At 57.4% G+C, this 17,978-nt stretch carries 13 protein-coding genes and 2 pseudogenes; 10 read left to right on the plus strand and 5 right to left on the minus strand.

The genetic code is table 11. From position 1 onward, the window contains the following. Positions 1-429: 429 nt before the first annotated feature. Positions 430-1,275 carry a glycosyl transferase gene (locus tag N0Q91_RS28475; protein WP_275598863.1) on the plus strand — a complete coding sequence of 282 codons (846 nt, stop codon included), beginning with the start codon at positions 430-432 and terminating at the stop codon, positions 1,273-1,275. Between the two features lie 22 nt (positions 1,276-1,297). Here N0Q91_RS28475 and N0Q91_RS28480 read toward each other — a convergent pair. Then, positions 1,298-2,270, minus strand: a pseudogene (locus tag N0Q91_RS28480) (mitochondrial fission ELM1 family protein). 59 nt (positions 2,271-2,329) lie between these two features. Next, positions 2,330-3,244, minus strand: a complete 915-nt coding sequence (locus N0Q91_RS28485) for a glycosyltransferase family 92 protein (RefSeq protein ID WP_275598864.1) — start codon at positions 3,242-3,244, stop codon at positions 2,330-2,332. Between the two features lie 150 nt (positions 3,245-3,394). Here N0Q91_RS28485 and N0Q91_RS28490 point away from each other — a divergent pair, with 150 nt between their 5' ends. The 3 genes from N0Q91_RS28490 to N0Q91_RS28500 all read left to right on the plus strand — a co-directional run bounded on the left by N0Q91_RS28490 (position 3,395) and on the right by N0Q91_RS28500 (position 5,961). After that, a complete protein-coding gene (locus N0Q91_RS28490; RefSeq protein WP_275598865.1) occupies positions 3,395-4,225 on the plus strand; it encodes a 3-deoxy-manno-octulosonate cytidylyltransferase in 831 nt (276 codons plus the stop codon). A 41-nt stretch (positions 4,226-4,266) separates the two neighbouring features. Next, positions 4,267-4,998 carry a membrane-anchored protein gene (locus tag N0Q91_RS28495; RefSeq protein WP_275598866.1) on the plus strand — a complete coding sequence of 244 codons (732 nt, stop codon included), beginning with the start codon at positions 4,267-4,269 and terminating at the stop codon, positions 4,996-4,998. Between the two features lie 63 nt (positions 4,999-5,061). Beyond that, positions 5,062-5,961 carry a glycosyl transferase gene (locus N0Q91_RS28500; protein ID WP_275598867.1) on the plus strand — a complete coding sequence of 300 codons (900 nt, stop codon included), beginning with the start codon at positions 5,062-5,064 and terminating at the stop codon, positions 5,959-5,961. A gap of 131 nt (positions 5,962-6,092) precedes the next feature. On the opposite strand, the gene N0Q91_RS28505 is transcribed toward N0Q91_RS28500, so the two are convergent. Continuing rightward, the gene (locus N0Q91_RS28505; protein WP_275598868.1) at positions 6,093-6,782 is read right to left on the minus strand and encodes a glycosyltransferase family protein; all 690 of its coding nucleotides are present in this window, start codon (positions 6,780-6,782) and stop codon (positions 6,093-6,095) included. A 317-nt stretch (positions 6,783-7,099) separates the two neighbouring features. Here N0Q91_RS28505 and N0Q91_RS28510 point away from each other — a divergent pair, with 317 nt between their 5' ends. Then, positions 7,100-8,593, plus strand: coding sequence for an ArnT family glycosyltransferase (locus N0Q91_RS28510; protein ID WP_275598869.1), 1,494 nt, complete (start codon positions 7,100-7,102; stop codon positions 8,591-8,593). Here N0Q91_RS28510 and N0Q91_RS28515 read toward each other — a convergent pair. Continuing rightward, the gene (locus N0Q91_RS28515) at positions 8,569-9,306 is read right to left on the minus strand and encodes a hypothetical protein (protein ID WP_275598870.1); all 738 of its coding nucleotides are present in this window, start codon (positions 9,304-9,306) and stop codon (positions 8,569-8,571) included. The genes N0Q91_RS28510 and N0Q91_RS28515 overlap by 25 nt on opposite strands. 260 nt (positions 9,307-9,566) lie before the next feature. On the opposite strand from N0Q91_RS28515, the gene N0Q91_RS28520 reads away from it, so the two are divergent. The 3 genes from N0Q91_RS28520 to N0Q91_RS28530 all read left to right on the plus strand — a co-directional run bounded on the left by N0Q91_RS28520 (position 9,567) and on the right by N0Q91_RS28530 (position 13,168). Next, complete coding sequence (locus tag N0Q91_RS28520) at positions 9,567-10,556, plus strand: KpsF/GutQ family sugar-phosphate isomerase (RefSeq protein WP_275598871.1); 990 nt, start codon at positions 9,567-9,569, stop codon at positions 10,554-10,556. 112 nt (positions 10,557-10,668) lie between these two features. Continuing rightward, complete coding sequence (locus N0Q91_RS28525; protein ID WP_275598872.1) at positions 10,669-12,702, plus strand: acyltransferase family protein; 2,034 nt, start codon at positions 10,669-10,671, stop codon at positions 12,700-12,702. Between the two features lie 169 nt (positions 12,703-12,871). After that, positions 12,872-13,168, plus strand: a complete 297-nt coding sequence (locus N0Q91_RS28530; protein WP_100674340.1) for a hypothetical protein — start codon at positions 12,872-12,874, stop codon at positions 13,166-13,168. A 60-nt stretch (positions 13,169-13,228) separates the two neighbouring features. Here the strand turns inward: N0Q91_RS28530 and N0Q91_RS28535 are convergent. After that, positions 13,229-14,418 (minus strand): annotated as a pseudogene (locus tag N0Q91_RS28535) (polysaccharide pyruvyl transferase family protein). A gap of 488 nt (positions 14,419-14,906) precedes the next feature. Here N0Q91_RS28535 and N0Q91_RS28540 point away from each other — a divergent pair. Next, the gene (locus tag N0Q91_RS28540; protein WP_275599753.1) at positions 14,907-16,712 is read left to right on the plus strand and encodes an ABC transporter ATP-binding protein; all 1,806 of its coding nucleotides are present in this window, start codon (positions 14,907-14,909) and stop codon (positions 16,710-16,712) included. A gap of 260 nt (positions 16,713-16,972) precedes the next feature. Then, positions 16,973-17,713 (plus strand): sulfotransferase family 2 domain-containing protein, encoded by a 741-nt coding sequence (locus N0Q91_RS28545; RefSeq protein WP_275599754.1) that lies wholly within the window; start codon positions 16,973-16,975, stop codon positions 17,711-17,713. Positions 17,714-17,978 lie beyond the last annotated feature (265 nt).

Genomic DNA, 17,978 nt, shown 5'->3' on the forward strand with positions numbered 1-17,978 from the left:
AATCAATGCAATGCGGCCGATTGCAGGTAACGCTGTGCCCCAAAGCGGCCATTAAACAGGTCCACAGCCGGTCGCGAGCCGCTGCTCCAAAGCGTCAAGGCGGCTTTCCGGTGAACTCGACGGAGCTGAAATTGGACACTCCAACGTCGATTTCCAGCCACAAACTGGACAGTACCATTTGGTGCAACGCGCGCGTTGACGGCGAGAAATCACTTGTAAACATTGAACCAGACGCGGCAGCTGCTCGTCACTTCTGCGTGGATGTATTGGCGAATTTCGAGCTTCCAGCGCCTTGGCGAAGGCGCGGCTTGCAAGTAATAGGGTCACGATGGTCGCGCTTATTCACTCTTTGTGCCCAGTTCGGCACGCCTGCGAGCGGATTGAGGATCGACGGCTGCAGGACATGTGCAGCAACTGGGAACGGAGCAAATGACTACAAGCGTTTTGGCAGCAAGTGGCGGCGTCAAGCAAGTCATCTGCATCAATTGGGGCACAAAATATGGGGCTCCCTTTATTAACAGGCTGTACGCGATGGTTGCTCGCAACATCACGCCGCCTTTTACCTTCACGTGCTTTACCGATAATCGCGCAGGTCTGAACCCCGCAATACTTTGCGAAGATTTACCTCCACTCGACGTGGAGAGTATGCCGACGAACACGAGAGGCATATGGCCCAAGGCGCGGCTCTGGGGGCCGACCTTGGGAAATCTGAAGGGCCCGGTGCTTTTTCTCGATCTGGATCTCGTGATCGTGTCATCGCTGGATGTTTTCTTCGAGATAGGGGAGGCGGATGACATAATACTGTCGAGAAACCAAACCACACCCTTTGAGCGTCTCGGGCAAACTTCCCTCTTCCGCTTTCCCGTTGGGAAACTCGTGCCGCTGCAGAACAAGTTCCGATCCGACCCACAGGGCGTGGCCGACGAGTACCGGTACGAGCAGCGCTTCGTAAGCCGCAAGGCGCCTGGTGGGATAACGTTCTTTCCACGAAAATGGGTTCTCCATTTTCGCCAGGACTGCCGCTGGCCATTTCCGCTCAATTATTTCTTTGCGCCACGCCTGCCACATGATGCACGTGTCGTGATTTTTCCGCGCGGTCTGCACCCGCAGCACGCGATAGATGGCCGATACGGTACAAAGGGTCCCCGCAAGACGGCGTTCAAACACCTAGCGGGAGTCCTCGATGCGAAGCAAAGGAAGAACAAAGGACCGCTACAGTACTTGCGACACTATATCCGTCCGACGCCTTGGGTGGCGGAGCACTGGCGCGAATAATCGTGCGGCCCCACTTAGGGATTCACGGGCGGTTGAGCTGGGAACGGATTGCCGAGGCGATGCGGCGCGTCTCATCCAGTGGTTCGTAGCTGTAGGGTTCGATCCTTCCCTCGAACGGCCGGGTCAGCTGCAGAGTTTCATGCAGGTCCCGGTGATAGCGCTCGAACTTGTCCAGCCGCGGACCCGCGACGGGGGTTAAGTCGAGTGTAAAGACCGGCTTGCCCGTCGCCAGGGCCTCGCAAGGCATCGTGATCGAGTCCTTTGCGATGACGAACGCGTCGGCGGCCGCCATATAGTCGAGGTAGGGGTTCTCGCTTCGCCTGTCCCAAACAGCGATGCTTTCGCTGTTGAGTGTCGACAGGGCCTGCTGCGTGTGGTCTTCAGATCTGCGTGAGACCGACACAACGATGCGCCAGCCCTGTTTCTCCAATTGTTCGATCGCGCCCTTTATGTTTTGGTGGGTTCTGTCGTCGTAAACATACGCGCCATTTGAGCCGCCTACGAAGACGGCAACTATTGGCCGCCCGTCTGGCGACAATCGTCTGCGCGCAGCGTCCCTAAGAGGCGCGAGCCGTGCCCAGGTAACCTGATGCGGTACTCCGACCATCGAATGATAGTTCGGTCGCCGGTCCAATTCCTCGACCCAATCGTGACGAGAGACGAAAACGAGATCATATCCTTCGATGCGCGGGCGTTGGAGATGGACGGTGAGAGGCTTGCCGCCATATGCCGCTTTGATGTCGAGGACCGCCGGTTCAGCGCGAAAACCGCAGGAGATCACGAGCTCGGGACGCGGTTCCCTTTTGCGAAACAGTCTGGGTTCGAATAGTTTTCTCAGGCCGCGAGTTCCGACTGATCAGTTTTACCACCGGTTCGTGATGGAACTCCTTTCCAACGCCGAGGCACTGTGTAAGCGTTCCCGCCTTGCTTTCCGCCACAGCCCACACACAGTTCGTGCTGGGCGTTTTCACCATTCTATCGTCGTTGTCTTGCAAAGCTGAGCTCCGATGTGACGCTTGTTTTCTTTCGCCCGCGCACCGCGCGCCGCTTCGAATCACCGGCCGAGATCGATCCCGTTCTCTTCGACGAATTCGAGCATGCTGCGGTCTTCGACAACGTTCGCTTCGATATACTTGATCGTGGCCGAGACCTTGTTCCGGTATTTCTCTGCAGATCCGTCGAAGGACCAACCTCTTTCCGTCTTTTCCTTCAGCTCCTCCATCGATTTCGCATAATAGTGATTGAGCTGAATGAACTCGGCGGAGTAAAAATCGGCAGCCTTCCGCCCTCGTCGCGATGTCACTTTCCCCGAATCATTCGCCGTGCTGTCGCCGTGGGACCTTGTTTCGAAATGATGCACGCCCACTTTCGTGACTTCGACCGGATCGACGATGCATTTGAAGTTGCTTGCGTCGAGGCTCTGTCGCATGGGGTCGGAGACGCGCATCTTATAGTTGAGGCATACAGGCCCTGCCGGTCGCGAAACATGACCGCTATGGCCGAACATGTGCCAAGGCAACGAGATGTTGGGAAAGTCACCTGCTCCCCGCAAGGCTTCCTCCAGTGTTCGCCCGTTTTTCGGCAGGAGAAACTCATCGACGTCGATGAACGCCATACGCCCGAAGCGGCTGCCAAAATTCAGGATCGCATGGGCGAAAGCGATCGTCTGCCCGTTCAGGAACTCACCGCTTCTTTCGTCCCGCATACGCATCTTCCAGGGCACGACGGTCAGTTCCTCGCGGGCCAACACCCGTTGCAGGATATCGAACGTCCCATCGGTCGAGCCGTCATCGTAGAGGCAGAAATGGCGAACGCCGACGCCTCGGTGAAAACGCACCCATTCCTCGATGTAGCTGGCTTCGTTCTTCACGCAGGCGACGATCGCGATCCCTTGCCGGCCGCCGTCGCCCGGCGGAGGAGTGATCGCAAGTTCTCTCGTAAGATGTCGCTCAGCCTTTATTTTGAACATTTACATCCCTTGGTTTTAAAAACATCGAGCCGGTGGCTTCTACTTCGAATACATCGCCTTTATAGAGGGTGGGAGCCGAACTTGGAATCCAGGCTTGGCAACATCGAGAGGCCGCGGGCTCAAAGCACGCCAGGGTTGGGACGAGCAGGCATGGACTTTCCCGCTTCGGGAGCGACGGAGAATTTGGCGACGCCTGAGCAATGGCGGGCCCTGTTTTCCAGGTTTTCACACGTTGTCCTCGTTGCCAACAGTGACGAGGTAAGCGTGAAGGAACTCCAGGAGGAATACCCTGGGACGGCCCTCTTCGTGTTCTTCAACAAGGTTTACAAAATCCTCGATAAACAATTTTCCGGCAATTCCCTCCTGATATCGCGCGCTCAGCCACGAGGCGCCAACATTGTATATCGAAACGAGGTCGCCGACGTCGTCAAGCTGCTCGCGTCCCAGAAGTTCCTGGGCATCATGAACATCCGACTGGCGGAGATCGAGAGGCTGAACACAAGCGCGGATTACCTGGACACGCCCACCGGCCACCTGGATCTGGTCGGCTTCTGCGCAGACTTTTACCCGAAGGACAAGGTCGCCACGAGCGGCTTCGCCATGGCCCTGTGGCTCGTAAACCAGTCGCTTCCGGCTGAAATCGTTCTTGCAGGTTTCTCGGCGAAGCGAAGCGACAAGTGGCGGGTTGTGAACGTCCACGACTGGACTTTCGAGCAGGTCTTCCTGCGCCTCTTCGCGCGTGTCGGCAAGCTGACGATGCATGGCTCCAGGCCGGCCAACAGTTACATGACGCTTGCCTCCCGCTTCCCGGAGCTGCCCGCAGCCGAAATCTCCGCGACGATCGCAGAAGTCCTGTCGCTGCGTCTGAGCCAGACCGATGCGCAAGTGGATAAATTGATTTCTCTGACAGGCGCGTTTCGGTCCATTGACGAACTTTTACGTCGGTTGAAGCCGAAGTTTCTGAAGAAAACCAAGGCATAGCAGCATCGAAATTCCTGATACCGGCTTTCGGGTGAGGACGAATGGGATCATGGATCTCCGACGCGCGTAAGCGCATATACCGGACTCTGAAATACCGCATCATGCGGCCGGATCCGCCGGCCGCACCGTTTCGATTCGATAGCCCTGTCGTGGTTGTAGGATCCGCGCCTGTGTCCAATAGGCCGACCGGATTGGACGAGAGCTTCAAGATTATTACCGTGAACGGCTCGCAATCGGTCATCGGCAAGTGGGGCGTCGATGCGCCTGACATCACGATGATGATGTTCAACCAGATCGAAGGAACCACCCCCAACGCGATCGAGGTGAGGCGCGTCCTGAAAGGGCAGCGTACAGGGACGCTCTACGTATTTCTCTGGCGCAAGGACGATCGCGCACGCCTGGAGAAAGGTTTGCGGGCGTTCGACTATAAATACAATCGACTGGAAATCGTCGATCGATACGAGCGAATGGCGTTGCTGGATCGTGTGGCTGACTTGCGGTCCCTTGAGATCGACGCTGATTCCAAGTGCTCGAACGGAATGAACGCGGTTCTTTTTGCCCTCTACAACGGAGCACCCGCGGTCATCATTACGGGAATAAACCCGAACTCGAGCGGTCACGTCTACAACGCAACGGGTTTGACGCGTCTTCACGTTCAGATGGATAAAGTCCTCGTTTCCAAGCTGATTAGTCAGGGCCGCCCGATCTTCACGGCGGATCCCCCCGTTTCGGAAGAATTGGGCATTCCGTTGTGGAGCGGTTCAAACCGCTAGTACTGTGCATACTTGTCCTTGTGGCGTCGTTTTGGTCGCTCAACGCCTGCGTTAGAGAAATCAATGATTTCAAATCGTCCCATTTCACGTTCCTGCATCAAGATCGCCGTTCGCCTCCTCTTGGGTCGTTCCAGGGCGCATGTTCAGGACTGGTTTCCCGGACTAAAGCTCGAACTTGCAACTGCTGATCGCGACGGCGTGATCCAGTATCGAGGCGAGCCGGTAGGACGTCTCACGAGCCCCTTGCGCGCCCTGGAAGAGAGGCCGTCCAATGTGCTTATCGTCGGCTCCGGCCCCTCGGTCGCCCGATGCGATCTGACTCGCGCAGACGCGTCTTCGTGCCTTCTCTTGAACGGCGCGTTGCACCTTTTCCCCAGCGTGATAGCGAAGCCTCTGGCGATAGCAATCGAAGACGAACGGTTCGTATGGAGGCACTTCGATCTCGTGAAACGGATTCCTGCCGGATGCGTCTGTCTGCTGTCCGTGAGCGTCATAAGGGCGATCTGCGAGCTGGATGGCACATGGCTGCGGGACAGGCCGGTCGTATTGATCGATAACGTGCGAAAGCCATACGGGGTGGCGCGTCGCGACACTGCGGAACTGCGCAAGCTGCCGTATGTGCGGCTGAGCCAGGACGGCGACGTCGGTTTTTCCGAAGACCCCTTGGCCGGCATTTTCCAGGCAGGCTCAGTCGCGGTTTCAGCCGCACAGTTTGCCGTCGCCTGGAGGCCCTGCTCGATCGGCTTCGTGGGGATCGATCTCAGTAATGCCGATGAACCGAGGTACTACGAAATGACCGACAAGGCCTATTCGGGAATCGTCGTGGCCCAAAAGCGAATCGTAGACCATCTGGTCATGGCACGCAGCATAGCCGCCGAAAGCGGCATCGAGGTCGTAAACCACTCGCCTGTCTCGGCCCTTGTCGGGATGGGGTTCGGCTACGATGCAAGTTTCGCCCGGTGATGCTCCAACGCCGGTGATGCTCCATCGCCAAGTGGTTCTCTGACGAAAGTGCATCGCCGGCGCATCGGCACGTGAAGCGGCGAAGGGACGGGCAACAGCCCCCGATGACATGGCTTATGGGTGTCGCGCGATTAAGCCGAGCGCTGCGTTACATGAAGAACACGATCACGTGCAGCGAACCATTCCTCGGCGTAGTCATCGTTCTTGTACTCATCGAAGTAAGGTCCGCCATCGGTGAAATGGACGAGCTTTGCATCCGGCGAATATTCGTACTCGTTTACGAGCCAGTTCCAGCTCGCGGGCAGTTCGCCGATCAGGTCGTCGGAATCCAGCCACTTGAACTGATGCAGCTCCAGCCCGGTCGCGGTATTCACGTAATCCAAATCGAGCTTTCGGCACTTGGGATTGTTGAACAGGATCACGCTCGACCAGTTCTTCTTTTCGTACTTCGTTTGGACCTGGCCCAGGAACTTCGTTTCGACTTTCGGGACGTAGTCGTGTTTTACGCACATCGCTGCGTAGCGATCGTCTCTCAGCTCCCACAACTGGGCGATATCAGTCCGCATCAGCATGTCGCAATCAGCGAAAAGAGACCAACCCTCATAGCGGCTTAGATAAGGTACGAGGAAACGCGAAAAGGAAAACTCCGTAGATTGGAGTGGATTCCGCTCGCGCGTAAAAATCCTGTCGACGTTGTTCAAGGATATCGGCGTGAACGTGACCGGGATGGAACTTTTTTCCAAAATGCTTTGGCAAAGAACATGATAGGCGACGACTTCCTTGCTGTCGAAGCCGATGTAAATATGAGCACTTTCCGTCATTAAACCTCCGATAACAGGTAGGCTTCAAGCGTGCTTGGCAAGCCACGAAACGACTCAAACTCACTTATTTTCGTATAAGCAGCTTTCAGGTGTAGCCAAAAAAGGCGGCGCCGTGAAGCCTCGTGTACCGGATAACGTTCTCTCGCCGGCAGCGACCCCTTTCCTGCCGCATCGTCTCGTCCTGATGAAGCGAACGATGTGTTTGGTTGTTCGCTGTCCTCGACCGGGCCTCTGGCAATTCCCTCGAACTTGACCTAGTAGCTTGTCGCTGGTCCGCGGTGTTGCCACCAGTACGGGCAGGGACGGAGGGGAGAGGAATGCGCAGCCTCCTGGTTCGAAGACCGGATTTCTTATATGTTCTGATTGCCGGTTATTGCCTGCTCAGCATCATCCTGAAAATCCTGCGTCCGGACTCGCTCGAGATCGACGAGTCCGAGCAAGCCCTGCTCTCACAATACCTGCTGCTCGGATACGGAGCGCAGCCACCCTTCTACAACTGGGTTCAATATGGAGTGGTGGCCCTATTCGATATCTCCGTCGCGTCGCTGACCATCGTAAAGAACGGTTTCCTCTTCCTCTTCCTTTTGTTTTACGGACTCACTGCCCGTGTACTCTCCGGCAGTCCGCTCGCTCCGGCGGTGGCGGTGCTGGGCGTACTGACGCTGCCACCGGTTTTCCTTCTGTCACAGCGCGACTTATCGCACACCGTCGCCGCGCTTTTTGCGGTGTCGCTGTTTCTCTACGGCTTTTTCCGCGCCCTGAAGAACCCGCCCAACCTTGGCCATTACCTGCTTGTCGGCGTTGCCGTGGGGCTCGGGGCGCTTTCGAAATACAATTTCGTTATCCTCCCCGCGGCGGCACTGCTCGCCATCCTGCCAGAGGCAAAGCTGCGCAAATATCTGTTCGACTGGCGCGTGCTCGCTTCAGTTGCGGTTTGCGCGGTGATCGTGGCACCCCATGCCTATTGGGTCGTCAATAATCTTGGACATGCGACTGGTGTCACTGTCGCTGAAATGAAGGAGGGGGCGGACAGCGCGATGCTGCCGCACGCGATCCAAGGACTTGTTTCGCTCGCAGTTGCAAGCCTCAAGGGCGTCGCGCTGACCCTTGCCGTCTTCGGATTGCTCTTCTACGCGGATCTCAGGAAGATCCTTCTCGCCGAGAGCCTGTGGACGAGGGTCGTCGGCAGAATGATTCTCGCCTGCTTCCTCATCATAGCGATTATCGTCGTTGCAATGGATGCGACCCACATCCGTGCAAAGTGGTTGGCGCTTTTTACTGCGCTTCTCCCACTTTATCTGACGCTGAAGATCGATGCCGCCGGTCTGGACCCTGCCCGTCGTCTGCCTGCACTTCTTTCGATCGCGGGCGTCCTCTCCGTCGGCGTAATCGTCATGCTTTGGGCAAGGGTTTTCGTCGGTCCGATGATCGGCGACTATTCCTTCGCACATACGCCCTTTAACGGGTTCGCCCAGGTTGTGCGCGCTGAGCCCGGCCCGCCGCCGGTCGCCATCGTGGTCGAGGACAGGATCGTGGCGGGTAACCTCAGGATTCAGTTTCCCGACACCCCGATCATCCTGGCGGGACCTTCTCAGGAGGCGGAAAAACGTCTTCTGGCAGGCCGAATTTTGGCGGCCTGGTCGGCCGAAGGTAGGGGACGAGAAGAGATTCCGCCTCGCATTTCGGCTCTACTGCAGCTCATGCCCGCAACAATTGCCGGCTCGAAGCCGACGATCGTCTCGGTTCCTTACAACGCCGGACGCCCGGGCGACGTATACACGTTTGCCTATGTTTGGGCGGACGTCCGCTGACGCCGATCCGGGCCGATCGGGGTGCCCGGCTTGACGGCGAGGTCGCCTTTATCGCGAATGAAAGGCAGGCCGATATGCTCGGAGAGTTCCAACTCGGTCGTGAAGACGTTTCCTCGATCTCTCAACTGCGTCAGAACGAAGGTGTCTTCGGCAATCTGCCTCCGAATCCTCCCCTTGTCGTCGTAGGAATGGCCCATCTTGGTGACTGAGAAGCCGGCAAGCGTCACGGACGGCACTCCCATGAAAAGAGCGTAGCACAGGGCGGCAACTCCGTTCGTCACCTTGCCGACTTCGCCAATATCCGGGGGAAGTCCGCCGCTCACGGCCTCGACGATCGCCTCGCGCTCAGCTTTGGTGGCGCGCATCAGGCTCTTGTATCGCACGTGCGGCATTGCCAGAAGTTTCAGGTACATCACCCAGATAGACTTTGTATGAAGCCATAGAAGCCCCCTCGTCCTTACATAGGGATGCTCTTCCCACGACTTCTTCCGCTTTCGAAATGTCAAATCGGCGGGTGGTAGACCCAGTGCATTGGCCGTCTTGCCAGCGTTGTTCACGTCGACGCGTGCGCAATATCCGATCAGGTCCGGCGGAATCGTGGGGGAGGGCGCGGAACCGAGAATCAGCCACGGCTTATCGATAATGCCGAGTCGCGAGAGCCATCGGCGGTGCTTTTCTCGCAATTTTTGAAGCGCTTCAGGTTCAATCGTCATCGCGAATTCCATTGACCAGGTAGGCAGGCGAGATTCACTTAAGGGACTGACATCTTATGTCTCGCACAAGCCAGCCTACGTGTCCATTCGGGCCGGTTCTTCGCCTAGAAGGGGGTGAGCCGGTGTTGCAATTCTTTCAGTAATCTGTCCCCACGCTTCAGAAAGCGTGGAAATACCCGTGCATCGCACAATTTAGCCATCTTGATTTGATTAAGCGTCGCCTTTAGCACCGGTCGTCGATAATTGCGGGCAGTCAAGAAATGAACGTGGTTGTAAGTGACCCAATACTGGCGTCGATCAGTCGTACGATCGCCACTGCCGCCGACGGGATCAATGCCCTGGCGGCCTGTCTGGAGGATGATGCGGCGTTGCGCCGTAGTTTTGTCGACGCCGTCGAACTCGTCGCCTCCCAGCGGGGGCGAGTTGTTGTCGCGGGTGTTGGCAAGAGCGGGCATATCGGACGCAAGATCGCCGCGACGCTTGCCTCTACCGGAACATCCGCCTATTTCGTGCATCCGACGGAAGCAAGTCACGGCGATCTCGGCATGATCACCGCGCAGGATCTGCTTATCCTGCTTTCATGGTCCGGTGAGACCGTCGAACTCGGGAACGTCCTCACTTACGCCAGGCGCTTCAACGTTCCGGTCATTTCCGTCACGTCGAATGCGGGCAGCACCATCGCTCGCAACTCCACGATCCCGCTCGTCCTGCCGAAAGTGCCGGAGGCATGCCCTCATGGTCTAGCCCCGACCACGTCTGCAATGCTGCAGTTGGCAGTGGGAGATGCTCTCGCAATAGCCTTGCTCGAGCGCAGGGGGTTTTCGGCCGAGGACTTCAAGACCTTTCATCCGGGCGGCAAGCTCGGCTCGCAGTTGCTGCTTGCCCATGAGCTGGCTCATTCGGGCGAGGCTGTGCCACTTTTGCCGATCGGCAGCCCCATGAGCGAAGCGGTCATCCAGATGTCCTCGAAGGGTTTCGGGGTCGTCGGCGTCGTTGGTAGCGACGGTGAGCTTGTCGGTGTCATTACCGACGGCGATTTGCGGCGCCATATGTCACAAGATCTTTTGCTCCTCACGGTCGAAACCGTGATGTCGCATATGCCTCGCGTGATTACGACTGGAATGCTGGCAAGTGCGGCAATGGAAATGATGCAATCGCAAAAGATCACGGTGCTGTTTCTGGTCGATGATTTTGGCCGGCCGTCGGGCATCTTGCACGTCCATGATCTTCTGCGTGCCGGCGTTGCCTAAAGACAAATGGTGACGCCCGGAGAAGGTTGACGAGCCGGACTCCGAGGGAGCACACCGAACGATCTAACGTGGACGTGAAACGCCGCATTGGCTTTGGCAGTCCATCACGGAAATGGGAACGCGCTTGGCAGTAATCCACCGAGACTTCGAGTATCGCCCGGACCTGGACGGTTTGCGAGCTGTGGCGATCCTGCCTGTGCTCCTCTTTCACGCAGGCTTCAATTCGTTCTCCGGCGGATTCGTCGGGGTCGACGTCTTTTTTGTATTGTCCGGCTATTTCATGGCCAGGATCATCCTGGCCGACCTCGAGCGTGGCAGCTTCAGCTTTTGGGCGTTCTACGTTCGGAGGATGAGACGCATTTTCCCGGCATTATTCTCGATGATTGCCGTTTCGGCCGTTGCGGCATGGTTTTTGCTGATGCCGCAGGAGTTTCGGTATTTTGGCGATAGCGTACAAGCTGCTGCCGTATTCACTTCGAACATCCTGTTCCGCAGCGAGAGCGGCTATTTCGATCTCTCGTCAGAAATGAAGCCATTGCTTCATACCTGGTCCCTGTCTGTGGAAGAGCAATTTTACCTGATTTTTCCCATCGCGGTTTTCCTTGCCTTCAAATTTGCACGTAAGCACATTCCCGCAATCGTTTTGACGTTGGCGCTCGTGTCCTTCGGGGCAAGCACTTGGGGGATCGTGCACTCGCCCGAAAAAGCATTCTACTTGCTGCATTTTCGCGTTTGGGAGTTGCTGATCGGGGTCCTTGTTGCCATTGCTCCTGCCTCGAATTATGGGGCCCGCGGCTCGCAGGCATTGGCGGCACTCGGGCTGCTGGCCGTTTCCCTGGCCGTTTTCGTCTATTCTCCCGATACGCCCTTCCCCGGTATTTATGCCGCCGTGCCCTGCCTCGGTACGGCCCTTGTGATCCACGCACACTGTCGAGGCGGAGCGATAGGGCGCTTACTAGGTAATCCCGTTTCGGTCTTCATCGGACGCATCTCATACTCCCTCTACCTCTGGCATTGGCCCGTAATCGTGTTCTTGCGCTATGGCCTTGGCCACGAACTGACAACCGGATGGGCGCTGGCCGCCGTGGCGATGTCCTTCGCGCTCGCATACATTTCATGGAGGTTCGTCGAGCAGCCCGCGCGGTATGGCGTGCTGGCATCCTCGCGCGTCGCAATCGTCGGCGTGAGTAGCGCTGCTATTTCTTCTGCGGTCGCCTTCGGTTTCATTGTCAATGATTTGGAAGGCATTCCCCAAAGGTTGCCAGAAAAGGCCCGAGCGCTTTACCAAGCCACCTATGATGAGAGCCCATTCTCCTCCAAGCGGTGTTTCACCGATTCAAATGGAGAAGGTTTGACACCCGTTCAGATAAGGAGAGGGGAGATCTGCTCGGTCGGTGTCGAGACTGCGGGCGAGCCGCGGTTCCTTGTGTGGGGAGATTCTCATGCCGCTGCGATCGCTCCTGCGATTGACATTGCTGCTCGCCAAATTGGTATATCGGGCATGTTCGTCGGGCGTGGATCGTGCCCGCCCTTGCCAGAGACGGATTTCGGTCCTCCGGCGGCGGTCAAGAGGTGCATCGATCACAATTCCGCTGTGATGTCGCTGATCGAGAAGAGAAAGTACTCCTTCATTTTCATGGTGGGCTATTGGCCCAAGTACGTCCACCGAGAAGAGCTTCCGGGTCAGGGCATCTTCTTTGACCCTCGCGTCGTACCCTCCCGGACCGATTGGTCCAATCCGGTGAGGAAGGGACTCGATGCGACTTTGACCAGGCTCGCTCGGCAGGGATCGAAGGCTGTTCTGGTGATGGATGTGCCGGAGATGGGTTTCGATGTGCCGGAGGCCCTCGCCCGAGCGGCTGTGTCCGGACGCTCGCTCGATATCGCTCCTTCTCTTGAATACACGCACCGACGGCAAGCCTTGGCCCGGCGCGTTTTGGCGGATGCGGCCAGATCGAGCGGAGCTTTGATCGTCGATCCGATGCGCGCAATCTGCGACGCCTCCAGGTGTCATGTCATGCGAGAGGGCACCGTTCTCTATAAGGACGGAGATCACCTGTCGGCGAAAGGTGCGGAAAGTCTCTCGGCACTCTTTGGTCCCGTGTTGAGCAGAATGCGGGAGAGCGTCGAGACTTCGAAACGCTGAGCCGGCAGCGGCGGCACACGTCCGAGGTGAGACAGTTCTCCGTCATCCGATAAACTTTGAATAGTGCGCCGCGTTCGTTCCTATACTTCGTATACTGTAAATCCGAATTGCCACTGACAGTCGCCGCTGTTAATCTCCAGCCAAGGTGCATTCACCGGGGGACGGAAGTTTGCATTTCGAAGATGACGGACTGCGGGTCGCGACCCTTGAGTTTCTGGTGAAAGTCCTTGCAACCAAAAGGCTCAGGGACGATCCCGATGCCGACCTCAAGCAGGACGTTCTCAGCGCACTTGAACGTATACCGCTGCAATTCGTCTCCAGTGAAGTGGAACGGGCCGAGATCAGGGCAAAGATGCATGCCGAGGCAAATGCAATTCTGAACTGGGCGGTGGAGGGGCGGACGACCACGATCTCGCCGATTACGGGTAGGCCGCTATCTGCCTCGCATTACCGCCAATGGCGATAGTTCGGAATGCGCGCCGCTGTCAATGGCCGCCCGCCGCAGCAGCGTCGCGCCGGAGACCGGCTATAACGGCTGCTCAGCCCTAGCGCGTTTCAGGAAATGAACGTATTTCTCCGCGGCCGTTGATCCCGGATGTCTCTAGGACACGCCACTGCTCAGCACCGCGGCTGCCGCGGCATCGAGGTCGGTGTGCGGATGCACAAGCGTTATCAGAGGAGAGTAGCGCCCCAGCCACTGGTTTTTGTGTGTTTGAACGTCGAAGAGGAGAGAAGGAACGTTACAGAGGAGACTGAAGATCGCCATATGATATCGCCCGCCGATGTGCAGGCGGCATTTTGAGATCGTCTCGGCAGCATGTTCTATACTGGCCGTCTCAGCAAAAATGCCGCCACGGCCAATGATCTCGGCCTCATATGGAGAGAAGCGTTCAACTGCATGCGTAAGAACGACGGGCCGAAGCTTCAGCGCCTCGCAGACCTTCAGTGCAGCCTTTAGGATTTTAACGTCTTCTTCGGCGTTGTTTCTGGCGCCGGTGGTTATCAGGCACCCGTCGCGTTCGGCCACAGGTGCTGGCGATATTCGGAGGAATGCGGCTCCACCAGAAATTCGATCCCGTAGGGCTCCGCCGAGATTTCGTCGCGTGCGGCCACATGGCCGAGTTCGCGAAAGAGCCCTTTGAGATAGTCCGATCGCTCGCCTTCGTAGATAGGTATCGTTCCGTTCAATACAGCAAACGGCTTCCTCAGTTTCCTGGCGGTAAGAATAGGCGTGAAGAAAGTTGCAAGCCCGTCTGCCGTCGTCCTGTGATCCAACGATCCCTCTGGCTGAAGGATCACGAAGTCGGCGGCCGCTATATGGTCAACAGCGTCTTCGCCATATGCGGCAGAAAGCCGGGTTTCAATGTCCGAGAGACCATATCCTTCAGCGGATGAGGGCTTCGGGAACTCCTTTCTGAAGGCTGAGAAATTGAAACCGATAGATGTGATCTCGGCGCCCGGGAACGCATCTAGAATTTGTTGCTTGAGCCCCTGGCTTGTCAGCCGGCATCCGATATTGACCCTGAAGTCTGTGTCGTTGAACAGAGCAATCTTGATTTTCGAACCAGACACTTCTTGGTGTCGGCGGGAGCTTGCGAGCTCGTCAACGAAGCCCTCGTAATGCCGCCAAAAGCCGGATCGGTCGCCTGTCGATATCTGCTCCCGGCAAATCGTGCGAGCGTCCGAGTACCTTTTGTCTGCCACGAGGAATCCCACAGCGCGCCTGGCTCTGGAAACGTCTGCCCCGCGTCCTGTAGCTGCCAGTACCAAGTGCCTTGCAGCTCTGTCAGGATCTGAATTCCTCAGCTTTTTGGCGAACCGCCAATGTATGGCGGACTTTATCCCCTCGAACAATTTTCGTGCTTTCGATCAGGTTCAGGATAATGGCTCCTGTATCAGTGCACAAATTTCAGTCTGACATCAAGAAATTGCGAAAGGGCCTCCGAAGCCTCGCTCACATCGTGGCGAAGCCATGCCTGCACGGAAAACTGAGAATGATTGATGGCAGAGCGGGTGGCTTCCGACCGCATCCGCGCTGAAAGTCTGTGAAGTTGCAGAAGGGAGGCGGCTGAAAGGCTGAGCCGTTTGACTCTGCCACGACAGGGTGCCGCCCATGACTGGTCAAGACGGTCACAAGGCACTATAGAGACCCGGACGGCGCCAGTACACGGGCACGCCATGCGTGATTGCAGGGACGGGACTATTTGAGCGTTAAGGATCGAAAAGAGCGCGAGGTCGATACTGAAACGATCGCTGGGGTCCTAAGGCGCGTCATTGCCGAAAACGGCCGCGACCATATCCGCGGCTATGCCTTTGCCATTGCGTGCCTGATGGTTGTGGCCGCAACGACGGCCTTCACCGCTTGGATCAGTGAAACGGTGGTCAACGAAGCTTTCGCCAACAAGCGCGGCGACGTCGTTCTACTCGTCTGTTTCTCGATATTTGCTGCCTTTGTGCTGCGAGGCCTGGCGACTTATGGACAAGCCGTCGCTCTATCGAAAATCGGCAACAATATTGTCGCACGCTATAAGCGCCGGCTTTATACGCATCTGATGGCGTTGAGCATTGGCTTTTTCCAGGAAAAGCGCTCGACGCACCTCACCGCCAAGATCAACCAGAACATCTCCGGCATCCGCGACGTGCTCAATATGACGGTCACCTCGGTCGCCCGCGATGTCCTGACCCTGGTCGGCCTTGTCGGCGTCATGATCAGCAAGGACTGGCTGCTCTCGCTCATCACCTTCATTGGGGCCCCTCCGTTGCTCCTCGGGCTTCGCTACATTTCCAGGCGGCTGCGTCTGGCGACGCGCGAAGCGGTCGAGGCCAACAGCCGCGTCCTAGGCGCGATGCAGGAAACCATTCAGGGCATTTCCATCGTCAAAGCCTTCACGATGGAGGACGAGTTGGGCCGTAAGGTCGAGGGGATCATCAAGGGCGCGGAGAACCGCGCCAACCGCATCGCGCGCTTGAGTGAACGGACGGCGCCGTTGACGGAGACCTTTGCAGGCCTGGCAATCTCGGGCGTGCTTGCCTATGCGGCTTTCCGCACCATCTACAGCAACGTGGCCCCGGGTGCCTTGTTCGCTTTTGTAACGGCGCTTCTCTTGGCATACGACCCGGTGCGGCGCCTCGCTCGCCTGCAGGTGTCGCTGGAGCGCGCTGCCGTCAACGCCCGCATGCTTTACGAAATTCTGGACACGGTTCCGCATCAACGTGACCTACCCGGGGCTACTCAACTCGCCTTCAGTGAAGCCACCGTCGAGTTTCGGGACGTGCGGTTCTCCTATGGCAATGGCGAGGAGGTCCTCAAGGGAGTTAGTTTCCTGGCGGAAGGTGGCAAGACGACCGCGCTCGTTGGCCCGTCCGGAGCCGGCAAATCGACGATCATCAGCCTCATTCCACGCTTCTACGATCCACAATCGGGCGTCATCCTGATCGACGGGCAAGACATAGCCGCTGTTACCAAGCAGTCTCTGCGCAACGGGCTCGCCTATGTCTCACAACAGGCTTACCTCTTCGAAGGCTCGATCCGCGATAACATCCGCTACGGCCGGCCCGAAGCGACGGACGCGGAAGTAGAGGAAGCGGCCCGGCTTGCCTATGCGCATGATTTCATCCTCGCGCAGCCACAGGGGTACGATACACCTGTGGGCGAGCAAGGTATGACGTTATCCGGCGGCCAGCGCCAGCGTCTTTCGATTGCCCGGGCGCTCGTGCGCAACGCGCCCATTCTGCTTCTGGACGAGGCTACCTCGGCTCTTGATACGGAGTCGGAAGCAGCTGTCCAGAAGGCACTCGATCAAGCGATGAGCGGCCGCACCGTCATTGTGATCGCTCACCGGCTTTCCACCGTCGTTAATGCTGACAAGATCGTCGTGATGAAGGAGGGGCTGTTCGTCGAGGAGGGGACGCACGAGGAACTCGCGCGTCGTCCAGACGGCGTCTACGCTCGCCTCCACAACATCCAAGGTGGCTTTTTGGAATTGACTGTTGGAGCCGATGCCACTTAGCTATCGATGTCTCGCCGGCGATCGTGAGGAGGCGCTGACATTGCGTCGATAATCTCTTTGGTCAGCTTGCTACCTCATTGCGCATCCTCCTTTGGAATTACCTTAATCGCCGAACGTTGGACGGCCCCATCGTCGGGGCTTGCTGTAGCCGGGGCCATGCATAGGATGCGAATACGGGAGGCATCGGCTTCAGTTTGCTGCTGTCTTCGCTTTCGATGACGGGCGGTTTCGACTTTTTCCGGCTAAGGAGTGGCCAGGCAGTGATTATATCCCATCGCCACAAGTTCATTTTCATCCACGTGCCGAAAACCGCCGGCAGCACGGTTTCTGCCTATCTCGCTCGCGAATTTGGACCATGGGATCTGCAGCTTGGGTCCTGGAAGGATGCGCTCGCAAATGGAGCCAAAGCCAATCGCCTAGCGCTAATTGCAATGTTCTGCCACCTTTCTCCACTTAAGATCGCCCAAACCTTCATCCGCAACCACAGTGTCGATTCATTGGCCGGTGTCGCTCTCAGCCGGCGTTTTGCAGGCAAGCTCGCGGATCATTCAAGCGCATGCGAAATCGAGGCCTTCGATCCCACTACCTGGAAACAGTATTTCAAGTTCTGCTTCGTGCGAAACCCGTTCGAGAGGGCTGTTTCTCTTTACAATTGGCACTACAGGAAGGCCGATACCCGGCCGAGCTTCTCGCAAATGCTCTGCCTGATCGAAGCCGGTGCAGCCGAGAAGGAGCGTATCAATTGGAAGTCGTGGCAGCTCTACACCAAGAACGACGAAGTCGTTGTCAATTTCGTGGGTCGGCAGGAGCGCCTCTCGGAGGATCTACGCACTGTATGCGACCAAATCGGGCTGCCTTTTGATGAACGATTTTTGACCAGAGCGAAGGCTAACCCAAGGAGGCCGGATATTCGCAGTTATTATAAACCAGGTGATCGGGAACGCGTCGAACGGCTGTTCGGCGCCGAGATCGAACATTTCAAGTATCGCTTTCCCGATTAGCCCTGGACTTGGTCTAACCGTCGGCACCCCGCGGCTCGGTTCCGTTGCAAGAGGTCGCGTTGGATACCGAAGGAACTGCTAAATGCTTCATCGGGCCGTCGGCCTCATCACTGGCCTCCTGTCCGTTGTTTGCCCGTTGTTTTGTGGGTGCGTCGACTGTCGCCTGTTCGACCTTTGAGGGCACTTCCACTGCCGCCTTAAGCCCATTTCTGAGGACCGGGCCGACGAGCTCGCCCGCATGCTGGCTTTGCCGGAAGCGCGCATC

The organism is Sinorhizobium prairiense, assembly GCF_029201645.2.
GTDB lineage: Bacteria > Pseudomonadota > Alphaproteobacteria > Rhizobiales > Rhizobiaceae > Sinorhizobium > Sinorhizobium meliloti_A.

Bases quoted from the DNA above. Each gene is read 5' to 3' on its own strand.
- N0Q91_RS28475 (WP_275598863.1), top strand. From the start codon at position 430: ATGACTACAAGCGTTTTGGCAGCAAGTGGCGGCGTCAAGCAAGTCATC.
- N0Q91_RS28485 (WP_275598864.1), bottom strand. From the start codon at position 3,244: ATGTTCAAAATAAAGGCTGAGCGACATCTTACGAGAGAACTTGCGATC.
- N0Q91_RS28490 (WP_275598865.1), top strand. From the start codon at position 3,395: ATGGACTTTCCCGCTTCGGGAGCGACGGAGAATTTGGCGACGCCTGAG.
- N0Q91_RS28495 (WP_275598866.1), top strand. From the start codon at position 4,267: ATGGGATCATGGATCTCCGACGCGCGTAAGCGCATATACCGGACTCTG.
- N0Q91_RS28500 (WP_275598867.1), top strand. From the start codon at position 5,062: ATGATTTCAAATCGTCCCATTTCACGTTCCTGCATCAAGATCGCCGTT.
- N0Q91_RS28505 (WP_275598868.1), bottom strand. From the start codon at position 6,782: ATGACGGAAAGTGCTCATATTTACATCGGCTTCGACAGCAAGGAAGTC.
- N0Q91_RS28510 (WP_275598869.1), top strand. From the start codon at position 7,100: ATGCGCAGCCTCCTGGTTCGAAGACCGGATTTCTTATATGTTCTGATT.
- N0Q91_RS28515 (WP_275598870.1), bottom strand. From the start codon at position 9,306: ATGACGATTGAACCTGAAGCGCTTCAAAAATTGCGAGAAAAGCACCGC.
- N0Q91_RS28520 (WP_275598871.1), top strand. From the start codon at position 9,567: ATGAACGTGGTTGTAAGTGACCCAATACTGGCGTCGATCAGTCGTACG.
- N0Q91_RS28525 (WP_275598872.1), top strand. From the start codon at position 10,669: ATGGGAACGCGCTTGGCAGTAATCCACCGAGACTTCGAGTATCGCCCG.